Genomic DNA, 16,680 nt, shown 5'->3' with positions numbered 1-16,680 from the left:
AGAGCATAGAAGGTGAAAAGATATAATCCTTCCACGAGACCGCGACACTTATTAGTGAAAACGTATGCCGAACTTACAGGAAATGAACTGTAAGAAGTAGAGGATAAAAAGCCTTTACGATAACACAATTGACAAAGTGGGAAGACATGGGTGCTCAAGCTGTCTTAGGTCTTAATAATGCAAATGGTGCGTTAGGCGATGTCGAGGGCACAATGGGAAAAATGCAGAAGACGCAGCAAGAAGCTTTTGGGGTTCGTTGGCAAAAGTTAATGCGTACTACAATGGCATCTTTAGAACCATTAGGACAAGCTATTTTAGATATTGCAGAAGTGGCACTTCCTCCAATTATTAAAGCAGTAGAAGTTGCTGCAAAAGCATTTAGTTCTATGCCTAAGCCAATTCAAATTGGTATTGTAGCAATTTTAGGTATGGTCGCTGTATTAGGTCCATTAGTCGCCATGATGGGATTTATGACAAGTGGGGTTGGTGCATTTGTTGGTTCATTAAGATTCCTAGTACCGATACTTACTAAAGTACCATTATTATTTACAGGTATTCTTAAAGTCGGCCCTAAACTTATCGGTATGTTTGGTGGAATTGGGAAAGCCCTAGCGCTGTTGGGTAGATCCATGATGACCTTACTGATGAATCCCTGGACGATTGCCATACTAGCAATTGTAGGATTAGTATATCTAATTTACAAAAACTGGGATGACATCGTAAAGTACACCAAGAAAGCAGTTAAATGGATTGGCGATGTCTGTTCTAAAGCTTGGGATGCAACCGTAAAAGGTGCAAAAAAGGCATGGAATGGTTTAGGTAAGTTCTTCTCTGGATTTTGGAATGGTACAAAAAAACTTTTCAAATCTGCTTCATCATTTTTGGGGAAGGTCTTAGAAGAAGCTTGGAAATATATAAAACAAAGAATTGAATACAACATTAAAATTTGGAAAAACATTTTCGAATTTGGATGGAACGCTATTAAATTTGTTTTCAATCTAGCATTAAGCGGTTTGAAAAAGATTGTAGAAGGCACATGGAAATTCATTAAGAATAGTGTCCAAAAGGCAGTTAACACCTGGAAGAAAATTTTCTCTACTGGATGGAATGCTATTAAAAGAATTTTCTCTATGGCTTTAGCAATAATAAAGCAGTACGTAAAAACCGAATTCGAAAAAATGAAAAATACAATATCCAGTGTTTTTAACACGATTAAGGAAATTGTAAAAAAAGCCTGGGACGTAATTAAATCAACCTTTACTACAGTATTAAAATTCTTAAAAGATTTTGTGAAATCTTCTTGGGAATCTATTAAAGATACAATTTCTAGCGTTATGAACACAATTAAAAATGTGATTCAATCAGCTTGGAATTTTATAAAGTTTACAATCATTAATGCAGTTCGTGAATTTGTTGGGTTTGTAATTAATAATTTCAACAAATTATATAACACAATAACAGATGTTGTTGGCGGTATAAAAGAATTTATTGTTAGTAACTTTAAAACTATAAAGAAAGCAATCACTGGTGCATTTACAGGGGTTGTAGATACTGTAAAAGATGTATTTAGTAAAGTAGGTTCCATAGTAAAAAATGTAGCAAAAGATGCAGTTAGCTGGGGAAAAGATATTATCGCAGGTATCGGTGAAGGTATGTCCGGTATGGCAGATTGGCTTATAAAAAAAGCTAAAGGAGTAGTTTCGGGAATACCTAAAGCAGTATTAAAGTTCTTTGGTATCCGAAGCCCATCCCGGTTAATGATGGAATACGGGGGTTATATTACAGAAGGTCTTGGTGTAGGGATGGAAAAAATGATTCCTGCAGTAGACAAAGCTTCTGAACTATTAAATAAAGCTGTCGTTCCACCTAAACCAATGAAACTAGTAACCGATGTATCTAATCAAATTGGACAAATGGGAGCACGTTCTGCTGATCTAATCGGTAAAACTGCACATCCATTTGCTGGACAAACCCACGTTGAGAAGAAAACAGATAATGGCGTATCAATTCAAAATGCTACATTTAAAGTCTCTGTTGAAAAATTACAATCTGCAGACGACTTTGTAAAAATGAGAAAGCTGCTACAAAACGTAGTTGCTGATGATCTAATGGGAATGGCGGTGCGAAATGTATGAGTATATTAAAAACATTGCATAGAAGAGCTGGTTCATATCACCTCTTATGGGATGCCACAGAATTAAAAAGTACAATTAAATATACTATTAATTTTTCATGGCCTGGGACATATAACTTTTCTTTTATGTCCCAAGTTCCTATTGGTTCTGATGGTATGTTACCGGATAAAAACTTCATTGTTCGGGTAAATGGCATTGAAAAATTTAGAGCAAGAGGTGCCTATGCCTGGGAATCCAGAGAAATCTTTGTCGGTGCAGGACCACAAACAATTGAATTCACAACAAGCGGTTATGGTGGTGCAGATGTAGCTTATATACGTGACGTTCATTATTACGCTTTTGGTTTCGTCCCAAACATCGCAATGATTGAGCAAACAAAAATGCCGAAATCATTAGACGGATTAAAAAACTATAATGTTATGCATGGTTATCCTCGTTTCCAAAGTAACGGGAATAAAGGGTGCGAGGTAGAATTTAATGTTTTATTCAACGATATCAGTTATTGGCGTGATTTCATGAGAGAAATATACCGTCCTCATATTATTACTGGTGATTACGGTACCTATGGGGGTATAATTCCACCGAATGAAGTAGATGCAATACGAAAAGGAACGCTAGTCATAGCAAAATGCAAATTAATATCTATGTCACAAGCAGGAATAGGAGTTGATGGAATGTGAGAGAAGGATCTATTTCTTTAATTAGAATGTTGGGGAGCTATTTCCAAGTCGGGAATAACTCCCCTAATTTAATTGTTTATATGAAAAGAAGAGACTCTTCTTCTTACGTACAAATACAATACCGTGTAGTAGGCTTAGAAGTGCAGGAGAACGCAGATCAGTTTGCTAGTACATTTACTATTACCTTTGCGAATGAATACGGTCAAATGGCTCCTGATAACTGGTATGGCAAGTTCTATTCTATTCAAGAATGGTTTTATAACAGTGAGGTAACAAATACAAATCAACTATATCCTCAGACTGAATTTAAAGTGTCTATTGGCTACGGTGAGGAAGCATTACCTTATATACATGGTTTTGTATCTGATGTGAAGGTAAATGCCGAAAGCGGTACGATTTCAGTTACCTGCACTACATCCTATAAGAAGGTTTTACATAAATCAGTAATTCCTACACCTGGATCAGACGAAATCGTTGCGCCTACCGGTAATGTTTATGATGTTGTGAAGTTCTTCTTTGAAAAAGCAGGAGTTCAATTGCACGGTAGCAGAGTAAATATTCCTGGTACCAATCAAAGTTGGATTGTTGAGGGAGCAACCGGTAAAAGGTTTCAAAAGTGGGATGAAATTGTACGCGATATTATAGATACAACATTCCATTATATAAAACATGAACCGGATGGAAGTTGCACATTCATGAAGATGCCGGACTATGCAATTAACGAACCTGCAAAATTTAGTTTTAGAGAAGGGGAAAATCTTATCTCTTTAGATATGCAGCTAACTGACCAGGACATAAGTAACAGTATTGTTGTTAAATGCGGTGATTACGCAAACGGATTTCTTAATTCGTTTCTATTAAAAAACGTATCGCAAGGTGATTTACGGGAGGAAATGGTAGAGGTTCCTTGGGCGACAACGTTCTTTGCAAGAAGAGCGGTTGCTGCAGCTTATCATTTAAAAGCGATTCAGAAGTTCAGAACACTTACAGTCGCAGTAATTGGTGATCCAAGGATTCAATTATTTGATGTTATTTCTGTTTACAATAGAGATTCTGGCCAACAGTGGAATTACTTTGTTAAAGGGATTAATACAATGATTTCTGCAGATGATGGATTCTATCAAACTTTAGATTTAACTGTTAACTACGGTTATGAACCTGCCCCATATACAGATATAACTGGTATTACAGTAAATGTAGATACATTAAGATTAAAGCTTTGGGATTGGGATGTAGAGGATGGCGACTTATTAAATATTTACTGTAATGATAAATTAGTCGCGGAAAACTATTTCATCCGAAACAATCCAACATATGTTGATATTCCACTTGAATATGGTGTGAATATTATCGTATTTGAAGCAGTTCGAAATCCTAAGGGGATTCTTACAGGGCGTTTGCAAGTACTGGATACACAGAATAATATCTTGTTCGATTATGGTTCCTTACCAGATTTATCATTTCCTCGGGTAAATCAAGACAAAGATCACTATTATATCCAACGACCAGCAAAAACTTGGTCTGTTACGAGAGTGAACTAGGGGTGATTCTATGATAATGCAAAAAAACTTATATGATCCAATTATGTATTTGATGAAGGGATTAATCGATAGGCAAATTTATAACGGTGGTAAACCAATGCCTGGGAATGATCCAAATGACGTATTTAAAGAAGGCATGACCGAAGGATATACGCTTATTCGTGACGGTGCCCGCCTATCTGCAGTCGATGGTGATAAATACCTACACTATGATTTAGCTTTCAACGCACAAGGTATGCTAGAAAAGGTCCTTGTCTCACATAAAGTAACTGGAAAAGAGATGGAGCTACAATTAATATATAATGCGCAAAAGCAGCTAGAACGTGTGCAACCACGCCTTCTAAACAAAGGTAACGGTATGCTGTCTGATTTACCAATTCCCGATGTATCGTGATGATGCACGGGAATTTTTTAATACACGAAAAAGGGTGATTACTCTTGTTTGAAACAACCTATTTAGCCGGTGGTCGATTAGATCCGCCTTTTCATCCAACTAAAACAGAACCATTCATACCTGGATTCATTATGGATTCTTTTTCATTCCAAACAAATGAAACTACATATACTGTACCTGTAGATATGGAGCTGTATGCAATAAGTATAAGTGCATCTATATATGAATTAGATGATAAATGGAGCTTAATTGTAAACGGTAAAACGATTTGTAAAAACATATATACCAAGGATATTCCTGAAGGTATGCACTTTATGGTTTATAAACCTTTAGCAGCAGGAAGTACGGTTCAATTTTCATTTAAAAATCAAGGCATCCTTGATAAAACAGTATGGTTCGAATTGCATTTTTTATCATAAAGGAGGGATAGCATGAGTTTTGCTGTTACATATATGGCGGGCGGTAGATTTGACGCTCCTTATTTCCCTACAAAAACGGAACCGTATATAGAAGGTAGAAGAATTGGAATAGATGATGCAGTAAAAAAAGATGAATTCTCACTACCGTTCGATACAGAGTTAATTGCATTTTCTATAGCTGCATCAAGTTATAGTGATCGTGATTATTGGAATCTATTTATCGATGGAAAACAAATATTTAAAAATGTTTATGTAAAAGACGTACCAGAAGGATTCAATTTTTCTATTATTAGACCTATTCCGGCTAACGCTGTATTAAAGTTCGAATACCACAATATAACCGGAACATCCAAAGTAGTAAAACTGAATTATCAACTATTAAGAGATTAGGAGCGTGAAACCTATGGCATATATTGAAAAAATAGTATCAGAAGCAGAATTCCATATGGAGTTAATAAACACCATGATTGAAAATGGATGGAAGAAAGTAAGCAGCTTTTACAAGGTTATTTATAAAGCTACGAAATCGGACGACCCTGTTCATAATTATTGGGCTGCAAAGCATGTAATTTTAAAAAATAGTGATGGTGGTTTATACGGAATTGTTCAAGCTTGGAAGTGGACCGCAAAGACTCAATTAGACATCGATTTTTCTAAGCCTGATGGTAAAACTGCATTTAAAACATACTTAGAAAACAACCCACAATATAAAGATCGTTCATGTATGTATTTATATATGATTGAAAAACTACCAAGCTATCAAGAGGATAGTGTAGTTATTATGGGAGCCGAGGACAAGAAAGAGTTCCAATCCATTATAGATGTAGAATTGGCCGAAGTGATAGCTACAGAAAAAACAGAAATAAACAACGGAAGACCTTATACATATACCGTTTATGACTATACAGATAAGCCTGATTTAATGATGTCGCCTTGGGTTAAATCTACTTTGAGAAACCCTAAATTGCTAAATATAGACGCTGATACAAATTGGTGGCCAGATTCTTTAGTTCGTATTACAGGACAAGTTGATAAAAATAGAGTTGTCCTACTAATACAAGCAGATAAAACGCCAGCATTTGAAAATAATACTGTCCCTGTAACCCCAGTATACATGGGACGCTTAGAAAGCTATGGAAATGACGACACCATAGCAGATGCTCTTTGGGCTGGAACTGCTTACGATGAAGGTGGAGAAAGCTCATCTCACAGCTTTAATTTTGAAAGTAAAACGCCATTTAGGGACGTATCGAACTATATGCCACGCACAAAGAAATACCCTAAATCACCAGGTAACGGCATTGATAACGTAATTATTAAACGTTCCCGTTTTGGCGCAAGGTACCAAGCGCATTATATTGCATGGAATATACCAAGTAATATTATGCCACCTGATCGGAAAGGTGCTAATGGTGGCCAATATCCTACAGCATGGCAAAGCCATGATAATGACGAATATAAGTATCAATTCAATCCATCTTTATATAGCGGAAGAGTTCATACATCTAGGGCTTATATTGTACATCCAGATGAAGGGGTACGTGGTTATATGCCGTATGTTGTACTTCTCTCCCCGTTAGGATTGCTAAATGGAGATAAATTAAAAGTTAGAAAAAATACATGTCCAGATACACACGACATCTACAGATTCTTTACCGTAGATGCAATTTCACCAATTACAAAGATGCCAGCTACTGCATATCGTCCAGCAGGATTAGGTATTTTCGAGAAAACTATATAGGGGATGAATATAAATGTGGTTCGATAAAATTGTAAATTTACAAACCTTACCTACTGAATTAGAAAAGTTATTTGTAGATCACGGATGGAAACGTGATCTATTTTTCCGTATCCGAAGAGAAACCAGCAAATTCATAGATGTGCGATTATTCGAATCCGCTGGAAGTGATTTGGAGCGTAGAAGATTTGGTTTTGCAGTTGCATACGATACTGCTGATTCTGATTTCGCAGATTCAAGATATGTAGCCACTGAATCGCGATTAGGGGATTTCGGAACGGGAGATGGAAAGAAAACAGACTTCATTATTCCTACTTCTCCAATCATTGCTAGTTCCTTATCTGTTTATATAAATAGTATCTATCAAGAAAAAAACACATATACAGTGGATGGTAGAACAGGATTAATTAAATTTAATACACCAGTAGCAAAAGGAGCCAGAGTTACGGGGGAATATCGTTTAGCAAATGACGCCTATGAACCAACAAATGATATTATTTTCTTCACTTATACACGTTACTTTATTGAGAAGGAAGTTAAAATAAGTGATCCAGATGCAGATTTAGGAAATGGAAATGGTACAAAAACAGTATTTAAATTACCATACCCAGATTTTGATGAAAGTCGTTTTGGAGTATACAAAAACGGAACAATTTTAGATGCAAATAACTATACATTTACAGGCGATACAATTATTTTCAAAGTTGCTCCTGCAAGTGCAGACAACATAAAAATCGCGGGTACACGTTTACTAGAATCTAGTAATGGTAGTGATGTAACAGAAATCCTACCTGCTAAGACGCAATTTACCGTACAGAGCACAAATAGTGTCCTGGCTGAAATTTTTACATCTATCAATTTTGTGAACGCTTCTCCCTATACAGTACTAAGTTTGACACCGGAGCAAAGATTCACAAAGGACTGGAAACGTGATTCCGTTGTTTACATGTACGGTAACGCTCATAAAGATCGTGTTGTAATGTTTATGAGAATTGATCCAACACCAAGCCCTGTACGAGCATTATTTGTTCCATTGTACATCGGAAGAATGTATACATTTGATAATAAACCGCAAAAGAATTTAATTATTATGGGTGGCTGCCGTTCTGGGGAAGAATTCAGCAATTCTACAAAGAAAATTGGTAATGCAAATATGGATTATGGCGAAAATACATCTGGTGGAAATCTTACGCCTGTTTTGTCTCAATCATTAACTGGATCTATGTATCAGCAGCATTACCTTGCCTTTATAACTCATAATGCCGATATCGATAGTGGACAAGGGAGATTTAATCCTTCTATGTATAGCGGTAAATACCATTTATCACAAATTTATATCGTACATCCTAATGATGGATATGTAGGGAAACTTGACGATGTATACGCAGTACATCCAAAAAATATTCAACAAGCAGATGAGCTTGAAATTGAAAAAACTGTAACAGATGAAGTGATTGGTAAAGGCGATGGAACTAAAAAGATATTCCATTTAGAGCACAAACCAAAAGAAAATACATTAAATCTATTCATGGATTGTAAGGAAGTTCCTAAAACGGATTACGATTATAATCCGGAAGATAAAACTGTAACTTTTAAGGAATACCCTGGTGGTGAAATTCTAGCTAATTATCAAATGGCGCAATTATATCGCTACACATTACCAACAACAGCAGTTTCTCCATTCACAAGTAAGTTTTCGCCTTTCAATCCAATTGGCCTAGCAATCTATAAAGAAGATATTTAAACAAGAAAGGGGGAAGGCAAAAGATGAACGAGAAAAATTATTCGATTGCTGCCCCTTCTTTATTTATAAATGAAAAGAATCATATAGTTGCTGTTAGTCCAAGTCTTTCGTATGAAAAGACTTATTGTGTTTCTATTTCAATTGCTAATCCTTTTGGTGAAAACGTGCATGAGTTTCCTGTAAGTATGCCACCTAATTCAAGGTTTAAGGCTGTTAAAGAGGATAATGCAGGTGTATTCGCAACAAGAGTAAACAAAATTAAAGGTGTCTTCTCTGATGTAATTAACCAGGCTTCCAGGGACATTGAAGTTGAAGCAAGTATTACAACGTTAAATGCTTTTGATATAGATCGTAACGTTAATATAGATATTTCTGAAATGGAAAACCTCACACAATCAAGATGCTTTGCAATAGATATTACAGCTGATGAGTCAGCGCAGCAACGCAGTCGTATTTTTCATATGGACCATGTGAAAGAAGAACTTGCAGATAAACCATTTGATACGCGTGAAATTAAAATCGTAAATGAATCTATTATGTCTAGAACTACAGATGAATATGAAATGAATGAAAGTATAGAAGAAGAGCTTCTTCATAAGAAAATTCGTGAGTTTGCTACAGAAGTAGAAGAACTTCCCGAATGGGTGAAAGTAGCTCGTGTATTGTATGGAGAAAAATTCTACGAAAGTATATTGGCAGACCGAAAAGAAAAAGAACTGCAGTCTAATATATTTGAGAATGGCACGGGTGAGATTGTAATTAAAGAGTTAACTGCAGTAACAACACATCATTTAGAAATGGCAGATAGATGTATTCATGAAGTTGCTGCTTCTTATGAAGAGTATGATTTATTTAATGAACTAGGAATACCTGTTTATTTACCTGATTATGATCTATTTGCAAGAATCCAAAGAGAATTAAAAGCAGATTATACAAAATTTGATACTGCAGATAGAAATATTATTCAAGTTGATGGAGGTTCAATATCATTCGAATTAGTTGAAAGAGAACAGATAGAAACCATAGCAGCGGTCCCAACAGACGAAACATTTATACGAAAAAAATTATCTTTGGAACTAGAAACCTTTGATATGGAAGATTCAAAAAGAACTCAAAATGAAGTAATAGCATCCTCTGCACGATATGAACAGGCAAATAAAATTCACTCATATTACGAAAGTGAAATTGGAGATGAAACACAATCTATTCGAGTTACGAACCAAATAACCGGGAATTCTATCGAAGGTATGGAGTCAATGGATAATAAGAGTCGTGAACTTGCTATTGATGTGGTCGATACTGCAGGTGATTTTGTTTTAACTCGGGATCTTATCGCAGAAAACATTATTGGATTTGATAATGCTACTCGTGAAAAAGAACTAATCTATACCATATTAGACAATGAAACTAATGCCCACAAAGTAGTGCCAGAAGTAATAGCAGATTCCATTGAATCACGGGAGTTTAATAGGAAATCACAAAATATCCTTTCATACATTACAACAGATGAATTGAGCACACGAGAAAACAAACAAATTGATGTTATAGAGGGAGAATCCTCTACAGCAGAAAGAAGTGTTATCGAATTAGAAGCCCAAAATGAAGAAATGGATTTATTTGAAGGTATGGGATTACCTGTTTATTTACCCGATTATGATTTATTTGCAAGGGTTAAACGGGAGTTACAAGCAACGACGGTGTTGTCCGATATAATGGATCGTTCCAAAGTTACTATAACTTCTGAAATTGTTGATAGTATTGATATGGAGCGTTGCACACCAAATATCATGACGGATGTGTCCGGAATAATAGATTTTAAAAGACCTGTATTAGAATTAGATTCAAAAATTGCTAATGATTATGATGCAGCTGACACACCTGCAAAGCAGTCTTTAATACTAGAACTAGATACATTTGATAGAGATGTAAGTATAGCAACTAATATAGAGGAATTCGAGCAATTTAACAGGGATACTTGCATAGAAAGTTTAGTGGAGGAATTTGAACCAGCTGAGAAAGTTCTGGGAATTGATACTGAAATCATCGAAAGTGAACGGTTTATTATTAATAAATTCATTGATACCGAGTGCATACAATTTGATGATTTTATTGTTAATAATATTTACCCTACTGAAATCATTGAAGTTGATGAAAATAGAAAAGTTCAAAAAGAAAAACCGAAACTATGGTTACGTCATAGCCGTTCTTCTTGGTGGACAAATTCTAATTGGAAGAAAACAAGATAGAAGGTGATGAAATGGCTACCATTGGACAAGTGTTAAAGACGCCCGAAATGGGGTGGAGAAGATATGACTGTAATTCTCAAAATTTCTCACTATTTGATACAGATTTTGACCTAAGTAGCTCTGACCGATTTTACTCCGGTATTACAAATGGTCAATATATACGATTCAAGTTTTTTGGTAAACAGCTACGTGTTATTGCGGAAGTTTCTAATCTTCCTGGACAAGTTTCTATATCGATAGACGGAAATAAAGATTACTTCTCTTTAAATAGCAAAGCAGATGAAATTTATGTTTTAAAATATGAAAAGCAATTCACGGAACAGGCAATCCGTGAGTGTATTATTAAAATCGAAAACAACAATATATCATTCCATAGGTTTAACGCTTTTGATATTGATAGTTCTGGATACTTAATTGATTTCATGAGAAAAGTCTCTTTATATAAAAAAGAAGCAGGGAAAATATTTATAGAGGATTTCGATTCCATAAACCCGGAATGGATTATATCACCTTCCGAATCTTTTAGTATTGCTGCAAGAAAAGGCTTTATAAGATTGAATCATACAGCAGATAAAGATGTAATGTTACTAATCAACAAACCGCAAGGAGATATAGCGATACAAGTCATTGCTGATTATACTCCTGATGTTGAAGGGGATAAGGGCGGATTGATTATATATCAAAACGCTGATAATAAAATAGAATTTCTTGAATCTCATTCTATTAATAGTTCTAAAGAACACAGGGAATGGCTTGCTACTTCTACTGGTGAACAATGGGACTTTTACAGCAAGGTAGATGCTACCTTTGATTATGCAGATAGCGACAAATTAGAAGCGACTAAAATCGGTGTTGTATTAAAGAAAGGTGTCGCAGATCCATACAAGCCACTAGATATTGATCGTATCATTATCACGAGTGGCCACAAATTAAAGTTAAGACAACTGTTCCCAAATAACAGAGTAATTTTAAAAGATGAAAATGGCACTACACTATCTATTAATCAAGTGGGAAAATTAAATACCGGTATAGATATAAACTTACCATCTTTAGAGTTCCAAGGGACCATTGAAGTTTACGATGAACAAAATAGCCTTATAGCTGAAAAGAAAGCCTTGTTTTATGGCGGTGACATCTATAATATGGGTTCCCCTATAAAAATCATAATGGACTCTAAAGAATTAAACGATACGGATCCAACTGATTTAGGCTATATGATTGAGGGAAAAAGAATCATTAAAATGATTATCCAAAACGAAAATTCTGTATCCGTTCGAAATCTCAAAATTTCTATTGAACAATACATGGAAAAGGTGGGATATACGTGGGCAAATATTTCGTTAGATAGCTTAGCTTGGGTAAAACAAATTTCAATAAACACATTAAGCGCAAATAGTTCTAGGGAGTTTTGGGTACTGGTAACTAAAGATTTAAACTACATTGGGTTTGAACCTATTTTATTTAACATTAAATTGCAACATGATTGAGGTGTTTACATGGGTACTGAAATGAAAATCAATCGTTATAAAGGAACTGTAGGTGATAGTTCATCACCTGTACTTATCGAAAAATCCGTACAAATACTCGTGCAAAACGGACAAACTCAATACCTTTCAATGAATATGGAATACAACAAATTTGATATTCGAACTATTCATGTAACAAACGATAAAGATGTTGAATCTATTATTTCAATTTTTGATAAGAAACAAAATGGACTACAGATATATAAGAGTAATCAAGAGAAGAAAACTTACGATATCTTAGCAATCCCTTGCGAAGATAAAGATACAACAAGCGCTGCTCATGTTTTTATTGAAAACAAAGGAAATGAACCAGCTTTATTTACAATAATCATTAAAGCAGTAAGTTTACAATAAAGGAGTGTCTTCTATGACAGAACATATCTTCAAAAGATTCACACCGTTAAAAAAGAATATATTTAATCTGGTTATTGACGAGATGTTACGTGTTGGTTGGAAACAACTAAATGAAGGAAAACCAACTTCAAATGATGTCTATGTCATGTATTCGAACGGAAATGATGGTAAAAAAAATATCTATATCGAACTTATACCATATGATGGAAGAAACATGGAGGACAGCTCACAAAAATTAGATTTTGATGTGAGATCAACGCTATATTCTGATGCTTTCTTTAAATTTTGTTATGGATATGATAAAGAGAAAGGTCGTGGGACTACTCCGGATCAATCTTGGCCGACTAGTTGGTTCCGTGGAAGGAATTACTCTGATGGTGCTACTTCAAATGGCCCTAAAATTGCTATAGATACTGAGATTGAATTCTATCTATTTGTTGATAAGGAAAAAATTATAACTTGCACAATTCCACCTGCAAGTACAAGATTAGCTCCTGCAGTTACATACATTGGGGTACTAGGAGAATTGATGTTAGAAGAAAAACATGAACCATATACACGCGCTTTAGTTTGGTACGCTAGTGCGTGGAGTGGAAATTATTCAACCGCTAACACCGGACTTACTTTTAATCGTCCAAAGGGATCTAATGAGACAAATATCTCCCAATCATATCGTAGTACTTGGTTGCAAATACCTATAGGATTAAATCCAAATATCGATAATACCTTTCTACTATCTCCGTTTTATATTTTATCAGATAGTTATGGTGTGCGTGGGAAATTGGAAGGAATATATCGGACTTCAGATGCAAGTATAGTAAGTGGCGATATATTAGAAGTTGAAGTGAATGGGAACATACAAAAATACAAATACGTAAATGCAAGTGGTAGTTATGGTTCCTTACCTGCTCCATTAGCATTTCGTATTGAATGAGGTGATTACCATTACTGTCTTTAAAGGTATTATTTTTGATCCTGAACTCCTATCATTAAAGAGAAATTCAGTTCAAAGAACCGGAAAAATTATTGATGATATTTTTTTTATCGGAAGTAGAAAGTCTCTAAAACGAAATGGAATGATTTTTTGTGAGGATTTAATAGTAAATAATGATTCAAAACAAGAGGTGAACTACCCTCGTCAAGAACCATTAGAGCATTCTTGGAAGAGACTAAATACGTAAATTCTAAGCGTACAGCAGTAGGCTTTTTTATTTTGGTCAAAATTTGAAAAGAGGTGAGAAATTGGAACGAATTCACGAACTCATCAAGGCATTGAATATAAGCGATGTCATTACAAGTACTCAATTTAAAGTAGGTGGTGCTATAGGCGGCGGATTAGGAACAATAATTAATTTGTTATACGGTAAAGCGAACTTAATTTGGATATCGATCTATTGCTGGATTATCATGCTCGACTGGATTACGGGTAGTAAAGCTTCAAAGTTAGATGGAACATACTCATCACAATATGGAATTGAGGGCATCACGAGAACCGTGGTGCTTTTATCATTACCAGCTCTTGCACATTTATTTGATATTGCTCTTAAACTACCTGATTTCTTTTTCTTCATGGTAGTCGGTGGATTGAGTTACCACATTTTTAATAGTTTCGCAGCAAACTGTGCACGAATCGGCTGGGAAAAATGGATTCCTGCATGGTTATTAGAAAGTGTAGCATCCGAAATTCAAGCGAAAATCCAAAGAAGTGATGCACGAAAAGAAAAATATAATACCAAATAAAAAAATACACGCCTTACATAAGGAGAGCATTGTCAAAAGACGGTGCTCTTTTTGTTTGGCAAAAAGGGGAAAATACACAATGAAAAAACCAATTAAACTATTTAGCTCGTTATTTATGACTCTATTGCTCTTATTTTCGTTTGCTACGGCTTCTTTTGCCGATAGAGTACTAATTATCCAAGACTTACCGAAACAAGCATATCGCTACGGTGTGGGCGCTTATGAGGGCGTTGTTGCACATAGTACTGCAACACCAGAAGCACCAGCAATTAACATTCGAAATTATGAAGCTAGAACATGGAGAAATGCATTTGTACATTATGCTGTAGATTGGAACGAAACAGTCCAAATTGCTGATACAAAATATGTTGCTTATGGTGCTGGACCAGTTGCAAATAAAAGATTTGTTCACGTAGAACTTTCTGAAACTAGCAACCCAGATAAATTTAAATCTTCTTACGAGCGTTATGTAAAACTATTAGCTAAGATTTTAAAAGATAGAGGAATTCATCCAAGCAAAGGTTTATGGACACATAAAGATATTACTTACAAATTAGGTGGAACTGACCACGAAGATCCGATTGATTACCTTCGCAGTCACGGTGTATCAGAATCACAATTCAGAGCGGACGTACAAAAGGCGTATGAAGGCGCAACAGTTACAGTTAAACCAAAACCACAAGAACCATCTCAAAACGTTGTAGGCGAAACAGGAGTAGCTTATATTGAAGGATTTAACGTCAATCTAAGAAGTGGACCATCAACAAATTATGGTGTTATCCGTCAATTAAATAAAGGAGAAGCATATCAAGTATGGGGAAAACAAGGTGATTGGTTAAATCTTGGCGGTAACCAATGGATTTATAACAACCCATCTTACATTAAATATCAAGGGGAACAAACTACTACTTCAAGTTCTGTAGTAGGAAAACGTGTTGTTTCTAAAGTGGACGACCTTCGTTTCTATGACTCTGCTTCTTGGTCTGATAAAGATGTAGCAGGAACGGTAGATGAAGGGCTTGGATTTACTATTGATGCTAAAGTATCGGTGAATGGTTCACCACAATACAAGGTGCACAACAGTAAAGGTGCAACATACTATATAACTGCAAATGAAGCCTATGTGTATGTGAAGTAGAGAAAAAGGTCTACTCAATATGAGTAGACCTTTTTTATAAGTTTCTAGAAAATAACGTACTAATAACTATTTAGAATAATTTTCAAACCCCTTGCTAATAACTACAAGTCCTATTATGAAAGAAAGTATTCTTATTATTAATTCAGCAACTAGCAAATCACCCATAGTCTTTGAAACATCATATAATTCACCAGTAATAATAATTGGTGCCATGATTATTAGTATTCCTATTAGAATTTGAATGAACAGAATATATTTAGGTTGCAGAGAGATCACCTCCATTAAATTAGCATGTATAATGAACGTAACATGTAATTAAGAAGGAATCGATCATTTAAAAATTTATCAACTTTAAAAATATACATATCCTTCTTTATAAGTATATTTATAGTGACTCGTCGCATAAGATGCATTAAAACCTACACTTCCTGTCTTCCCTACAGTAATGGATACATTGCCATTAAAAGTAGTTGTGCCATTATTATGAAAATCACCATTAACAATATAGAAAATTCTGTTAGGATCCTCTAAATTTGCTTGAACTGTACCACTGAACGTTTTAGAAAGACCATTTGCATCTCTATTCATATTAATATGTTTTATTTCCTTAATACCCCTGAAGCTTCCACCCCATTCATTTGTTTCACAATAAAACCTTAATGAAGGGCTATAGAAAGGTGTTACTGAAAAATTGGTTGTTAGTGTTCGGTACGTAGCGGCAAGTGTTGCAGCAGATGATTGTCCACGAGCTTTCCCCTGAGCCATGAGCTGCTGAGAAATTTCTTCTCTAGGTTTATTGGTATCTGCAGCAATTTGATTAACAAGTTCCCCAAACGTTAGTACTTCACCTATTTGTACATTCGATTGATCTGTTAAATCTAATACATTACCTTTTTTTATAGTAGAATCAACTGTGTTATTCTCAGCTGCGCTTGCAATTGTTCCTCCTCCGAACATAGCAAGAGATAATCCTGCAACACTTAAAACTTTACTAATCTTTTTCATTTTTCATACCTCCTAAAATA

Annotated in this window: 16 protein-coding genes; 14 read left to right on the top strand and 2 right to left on the bottom strand. The window is 35.2% G+C overall.

Annotation, left to right across the window (positions count from 1 at the left end):
* Window positions 1-128 precede the first annotated feature (128 nt).
* The 14 genes from AU379_RS13175 (at window position 129) to AU379_RS13110 (ending at window position 15,655) form a co-directional block, all read left to right on the top strand.
* Window positions 129-2,135 carry a hypothetical protein gene (locus AU379_RS13175; protein WP_061139371.1) on the top strand — a complete coding sequence of 669 codons (2,007 nt, stop codon included), beginning with the start codon at window positions 129-131 and terminating at the stop codon, window positions 2,133-2,135.
* Window positions 2,132-2,815 (top strand): hypothetical protein, encoded by a 684-nt coding sequence (locus tag AU379_RS13170; protein WP_061139370.1) that lies wholly within the window; start codon window positions 2,132-2,134, stop codon window positions 2,813-2,815. Before AU379_RS13175 ends, AU379_RS13170 begins: the two co-directional genes overlap by 4 nt.
* A complete protein-coding gene (locus AU379_RS13165) occupies window positions 2,812-4,356 on the top strand; it encodes a hypothetical protein (protein ID WP_061139369.1) in 1,545 nt (514 codons plus the stop codon). The genes AU379_RS13170 and AU379_RS13165 overlap by 4 nt, the downstream gene beginning before the upstream one ends.
* 10 nt (window positions 4,357-4,366) lie before the next feature.
* Window positions 4,367-4,750 (top strand): hypothetical protein, encoded by a 384-nt coding sequence (locus AU379_RS13160; protein ID WP_017673854.1) that lies wholly within the window; start codon window positions 4,367-4,369, stop codon window positions 4,748-4,750.
* Between the two features lie 44 nt (window positions 4,751-4,794).
* Complete coding sequence (locus AU379_RS13155; RefSeq protein WP_061139368.1) at window positions 4,795-5,169, top strand: hypothetical protein; 375 nt, start codon at window positions 4,795-4,797, stop codon at window positions 5,167-5,169.
* 12 nt (window positions 5,170-5,181) lie between these two features.
* Entirely contained in the window at window positions 5,182-5,559 is a 378-nt protein-coding gene (locus AU379_RS13150) for a hypothetical protein (RefSeq protein ID WP_017673856.1), read from the top strand.
* Window positions 5,560-5,572: 13 nt separating this feature from the next.
* Window positions 5,573-6,910, top strand: coding sequence for a hypothetical protein (locus AU379_RS13145; RefSeq protein ID WP_017673857.1), 1,338 nt, complete (start codon window positions 5,573-5,575; stop codon window positions 6,908-6,910).
* A gap of 13 nt (window positions 6,911-6,923) precedes the next feature.
* A complete protein-coding gene (locus tag AU379_RS13140) occupies window positions 6,924-8,651 on the top strand; it encodes a hypothetical protein (protein WP_061139367.1) in 1,728 nt (575 codons plus the stop codon).
* A gap of 23 nt (window positions 8,652-8,674) precedes the next feature.
* A complete protein-coding gene (locus AU379_RS13135) occupies window positions 8,675-10,897 on the top strand; it encodes a hypothetical protein (RefSeq protein WP_061139366.1) in 2,223 nt (740 codons plus the stop codon).
* Window positions 10,879-12,384, top strand: coding sequence for a cell adhesion protein (locus AU379_RS13130; protein ID WP_232487790.1), 1,506 nt, complete (start codon window positions 10,879-10,881; stop codon window positions 12,382-12,384). Before AU379_RS13135 ends, AU379_RS13130 begins: the two co-directional genes overlap by 19 nt.
* A gap of 9 nt (window positions 12,385-12,393) precedes the next feature.
* The gene (locus AU379_RS13125; protein WP_061139365.1) at window positions 12,394-12,777 is read left to right on the top strand and encodes a hypothetical protein; all 384 of its coding nucleotides are present in this window, start codon (window positions 12,394-12,396) and stop codon (window positions 12,775-12,777) included.
* Window positions 12,778-12,859: 82 nt separating this feature from the next.
* Window positions 12,860-13,711 carry a hypothetical protein gene (locus tag AU379_RS13120; protein WP_253724512.1) on the top strand — a complete coding sequence of 284 codons (852 nt, stop codon included), beginning with the start codon at window positions 12,860-12,862 and terminating at the stop codon, window positions 13,709-13,711.
* Window positions 13,712-14,019: 308 nt separating this feature from the next.
* Window positions 14,020-14,517: a phage holin family protein gene (locus AU379_RS13115; protein WP_000439588.1), complete on the top strand. Its 498-nt coding sequence runs from the start codon at window positions 14,020-14,022 to the stop codon at window positions 14,515-14,517.
* 79 nt (window positions 14,518-14,596) lie between these two features.
* On the top strand, window positions 14,597-15,655 hold the full coding sequence (locus AU379_RS13110; protein WP_061139363.1) for an N-acetylmuramoyl-L-alanine amidase: 1,059 nt from the start codon (window positions 14,597-14,599) through the stop codon (window positions 15,653-15,655).
* A 66-nt stretch (window positions 15,656-15,721) separates the two neighbouring features.
* On the opposite strand, the gene AU379_RS30590 is transcribed toward AU379_RS13110, so the two are convergent.
* Both AU379_RS30590 and AU379_RS13105 read right to left on the bottom strand, forming a co-directional pair.
* The gene (locus AU379_RS30590; protein WP_340637552.1) at window positions 15,722-15,937 is read right to left on the bottom strand and encodes a hypothetical protein; all 216 of its coding nucleotides are present in this window, start codon (window positions 15,935-15,937) and stop codon (window positions 15,722-15,724) included.
* Between the two features lie 69 nt (window positions 15,938-16,006).
* Window positions 16,007-16,660 (bottom strand): hypothetical protein, encoded by a 654-nt coding sequence (locus AU379_RS13105; RefSeq protein ID WP_061139362.1) that lies wholly within the window; start codon window positions 16,658-16,660, stop codon window positions 16,007-16,009.
* Between the last annotated feature and the right edge of the window lie 20 nt (window positions 16,661-16,680).

The organism is Bacillus sp. JH7 (genome assembly GCF_001563515.1).
Taxonomy (GTDB): Bacteria; Bacillota; Bacilli; order Bacillales; family Bacillaceae_G; genus Bacillus_A; species Bacillus_A cereus.
This window is presented reverse-complemented; position numbering and strand designations above follow the sequence as displayed.

Bases quoted from the DNA above. Each gene is read 5' to 3' on its own strand.
- AU379_RS13125 (WP_061139365.1), top strand. From the start codon at position 12,394: ATGGGTACTGAAATGAAAATCAATCGTTATAAAGGAACTGTAGGTGAT.
- AU379_RS13150 (WP_017673856.1), top strand. From the start codon at position 5,182: ATGAGTTTTGCTGTTACATATATGGCGGGCGGTAGATTTGACGCTCCT.
- AU379_RS13145 (WP_017673857.1), top strand. From the start codon at position 5,573: ATGGCATATATTGAAAAAATAGTATCAGAAGCAGAATTCCATATGGAG.
- AU379_RS13120 (WP_253724512.1), top strand. From the start codon at position 12,860: ATGTTACGTGTTGGTTGGAAACAACTAAATGAAGGAAAACCAACTTCA.
- AU379_RS30590 (WP_340637552.1), bottom strand. From the start codon at position 15,937: ATGGAGGTGATCTCTCTGCAACCTAAATATATTCTGTTCATTCAAATT.
- AU379_RS13140 (WP_061139367.1), top strand. From the start codon at position 6,924: ATGTGGTTCGATAAAATTGTAAATTTACAAACCTTACCTACTGAATTA.
- AU379_RS13110 (WP_061139363.1), top strand. From the start codon at position 14,597: ATGAAAAAACCAATTAAACTATTTAGCTCGTTATTTATGACTCTATTG.
- AU379_RS13170 (WP_061139370.1), top strand. From the start codon at position 2,132: ATGAGTATATTAAAAACATTGCATAGAAGAGCTGGTTCATATCACCTC.
- AU379_RS13135 (WP_061139366.1), top strand. From the start codon at position 8,675: ATGAACGAGAAAAATTATTCGATTGCTGCCCCTTCTTTATTTATAAAT.
- AU379_RS13105 (WP_061139362.1), bottom strand. From the start codon at position 16,660: ATGAAAAAGATTAGTAAAGTTTTAAGTGTTGCAGGATTATCTCTTGCT.
- AU379_RS13160 (WP_017673854.1), top strand. From the start codon at position 4,367: ATGATAATGCAAAAAAACTTATATGATCCAATTATGTATTTGATGAAG.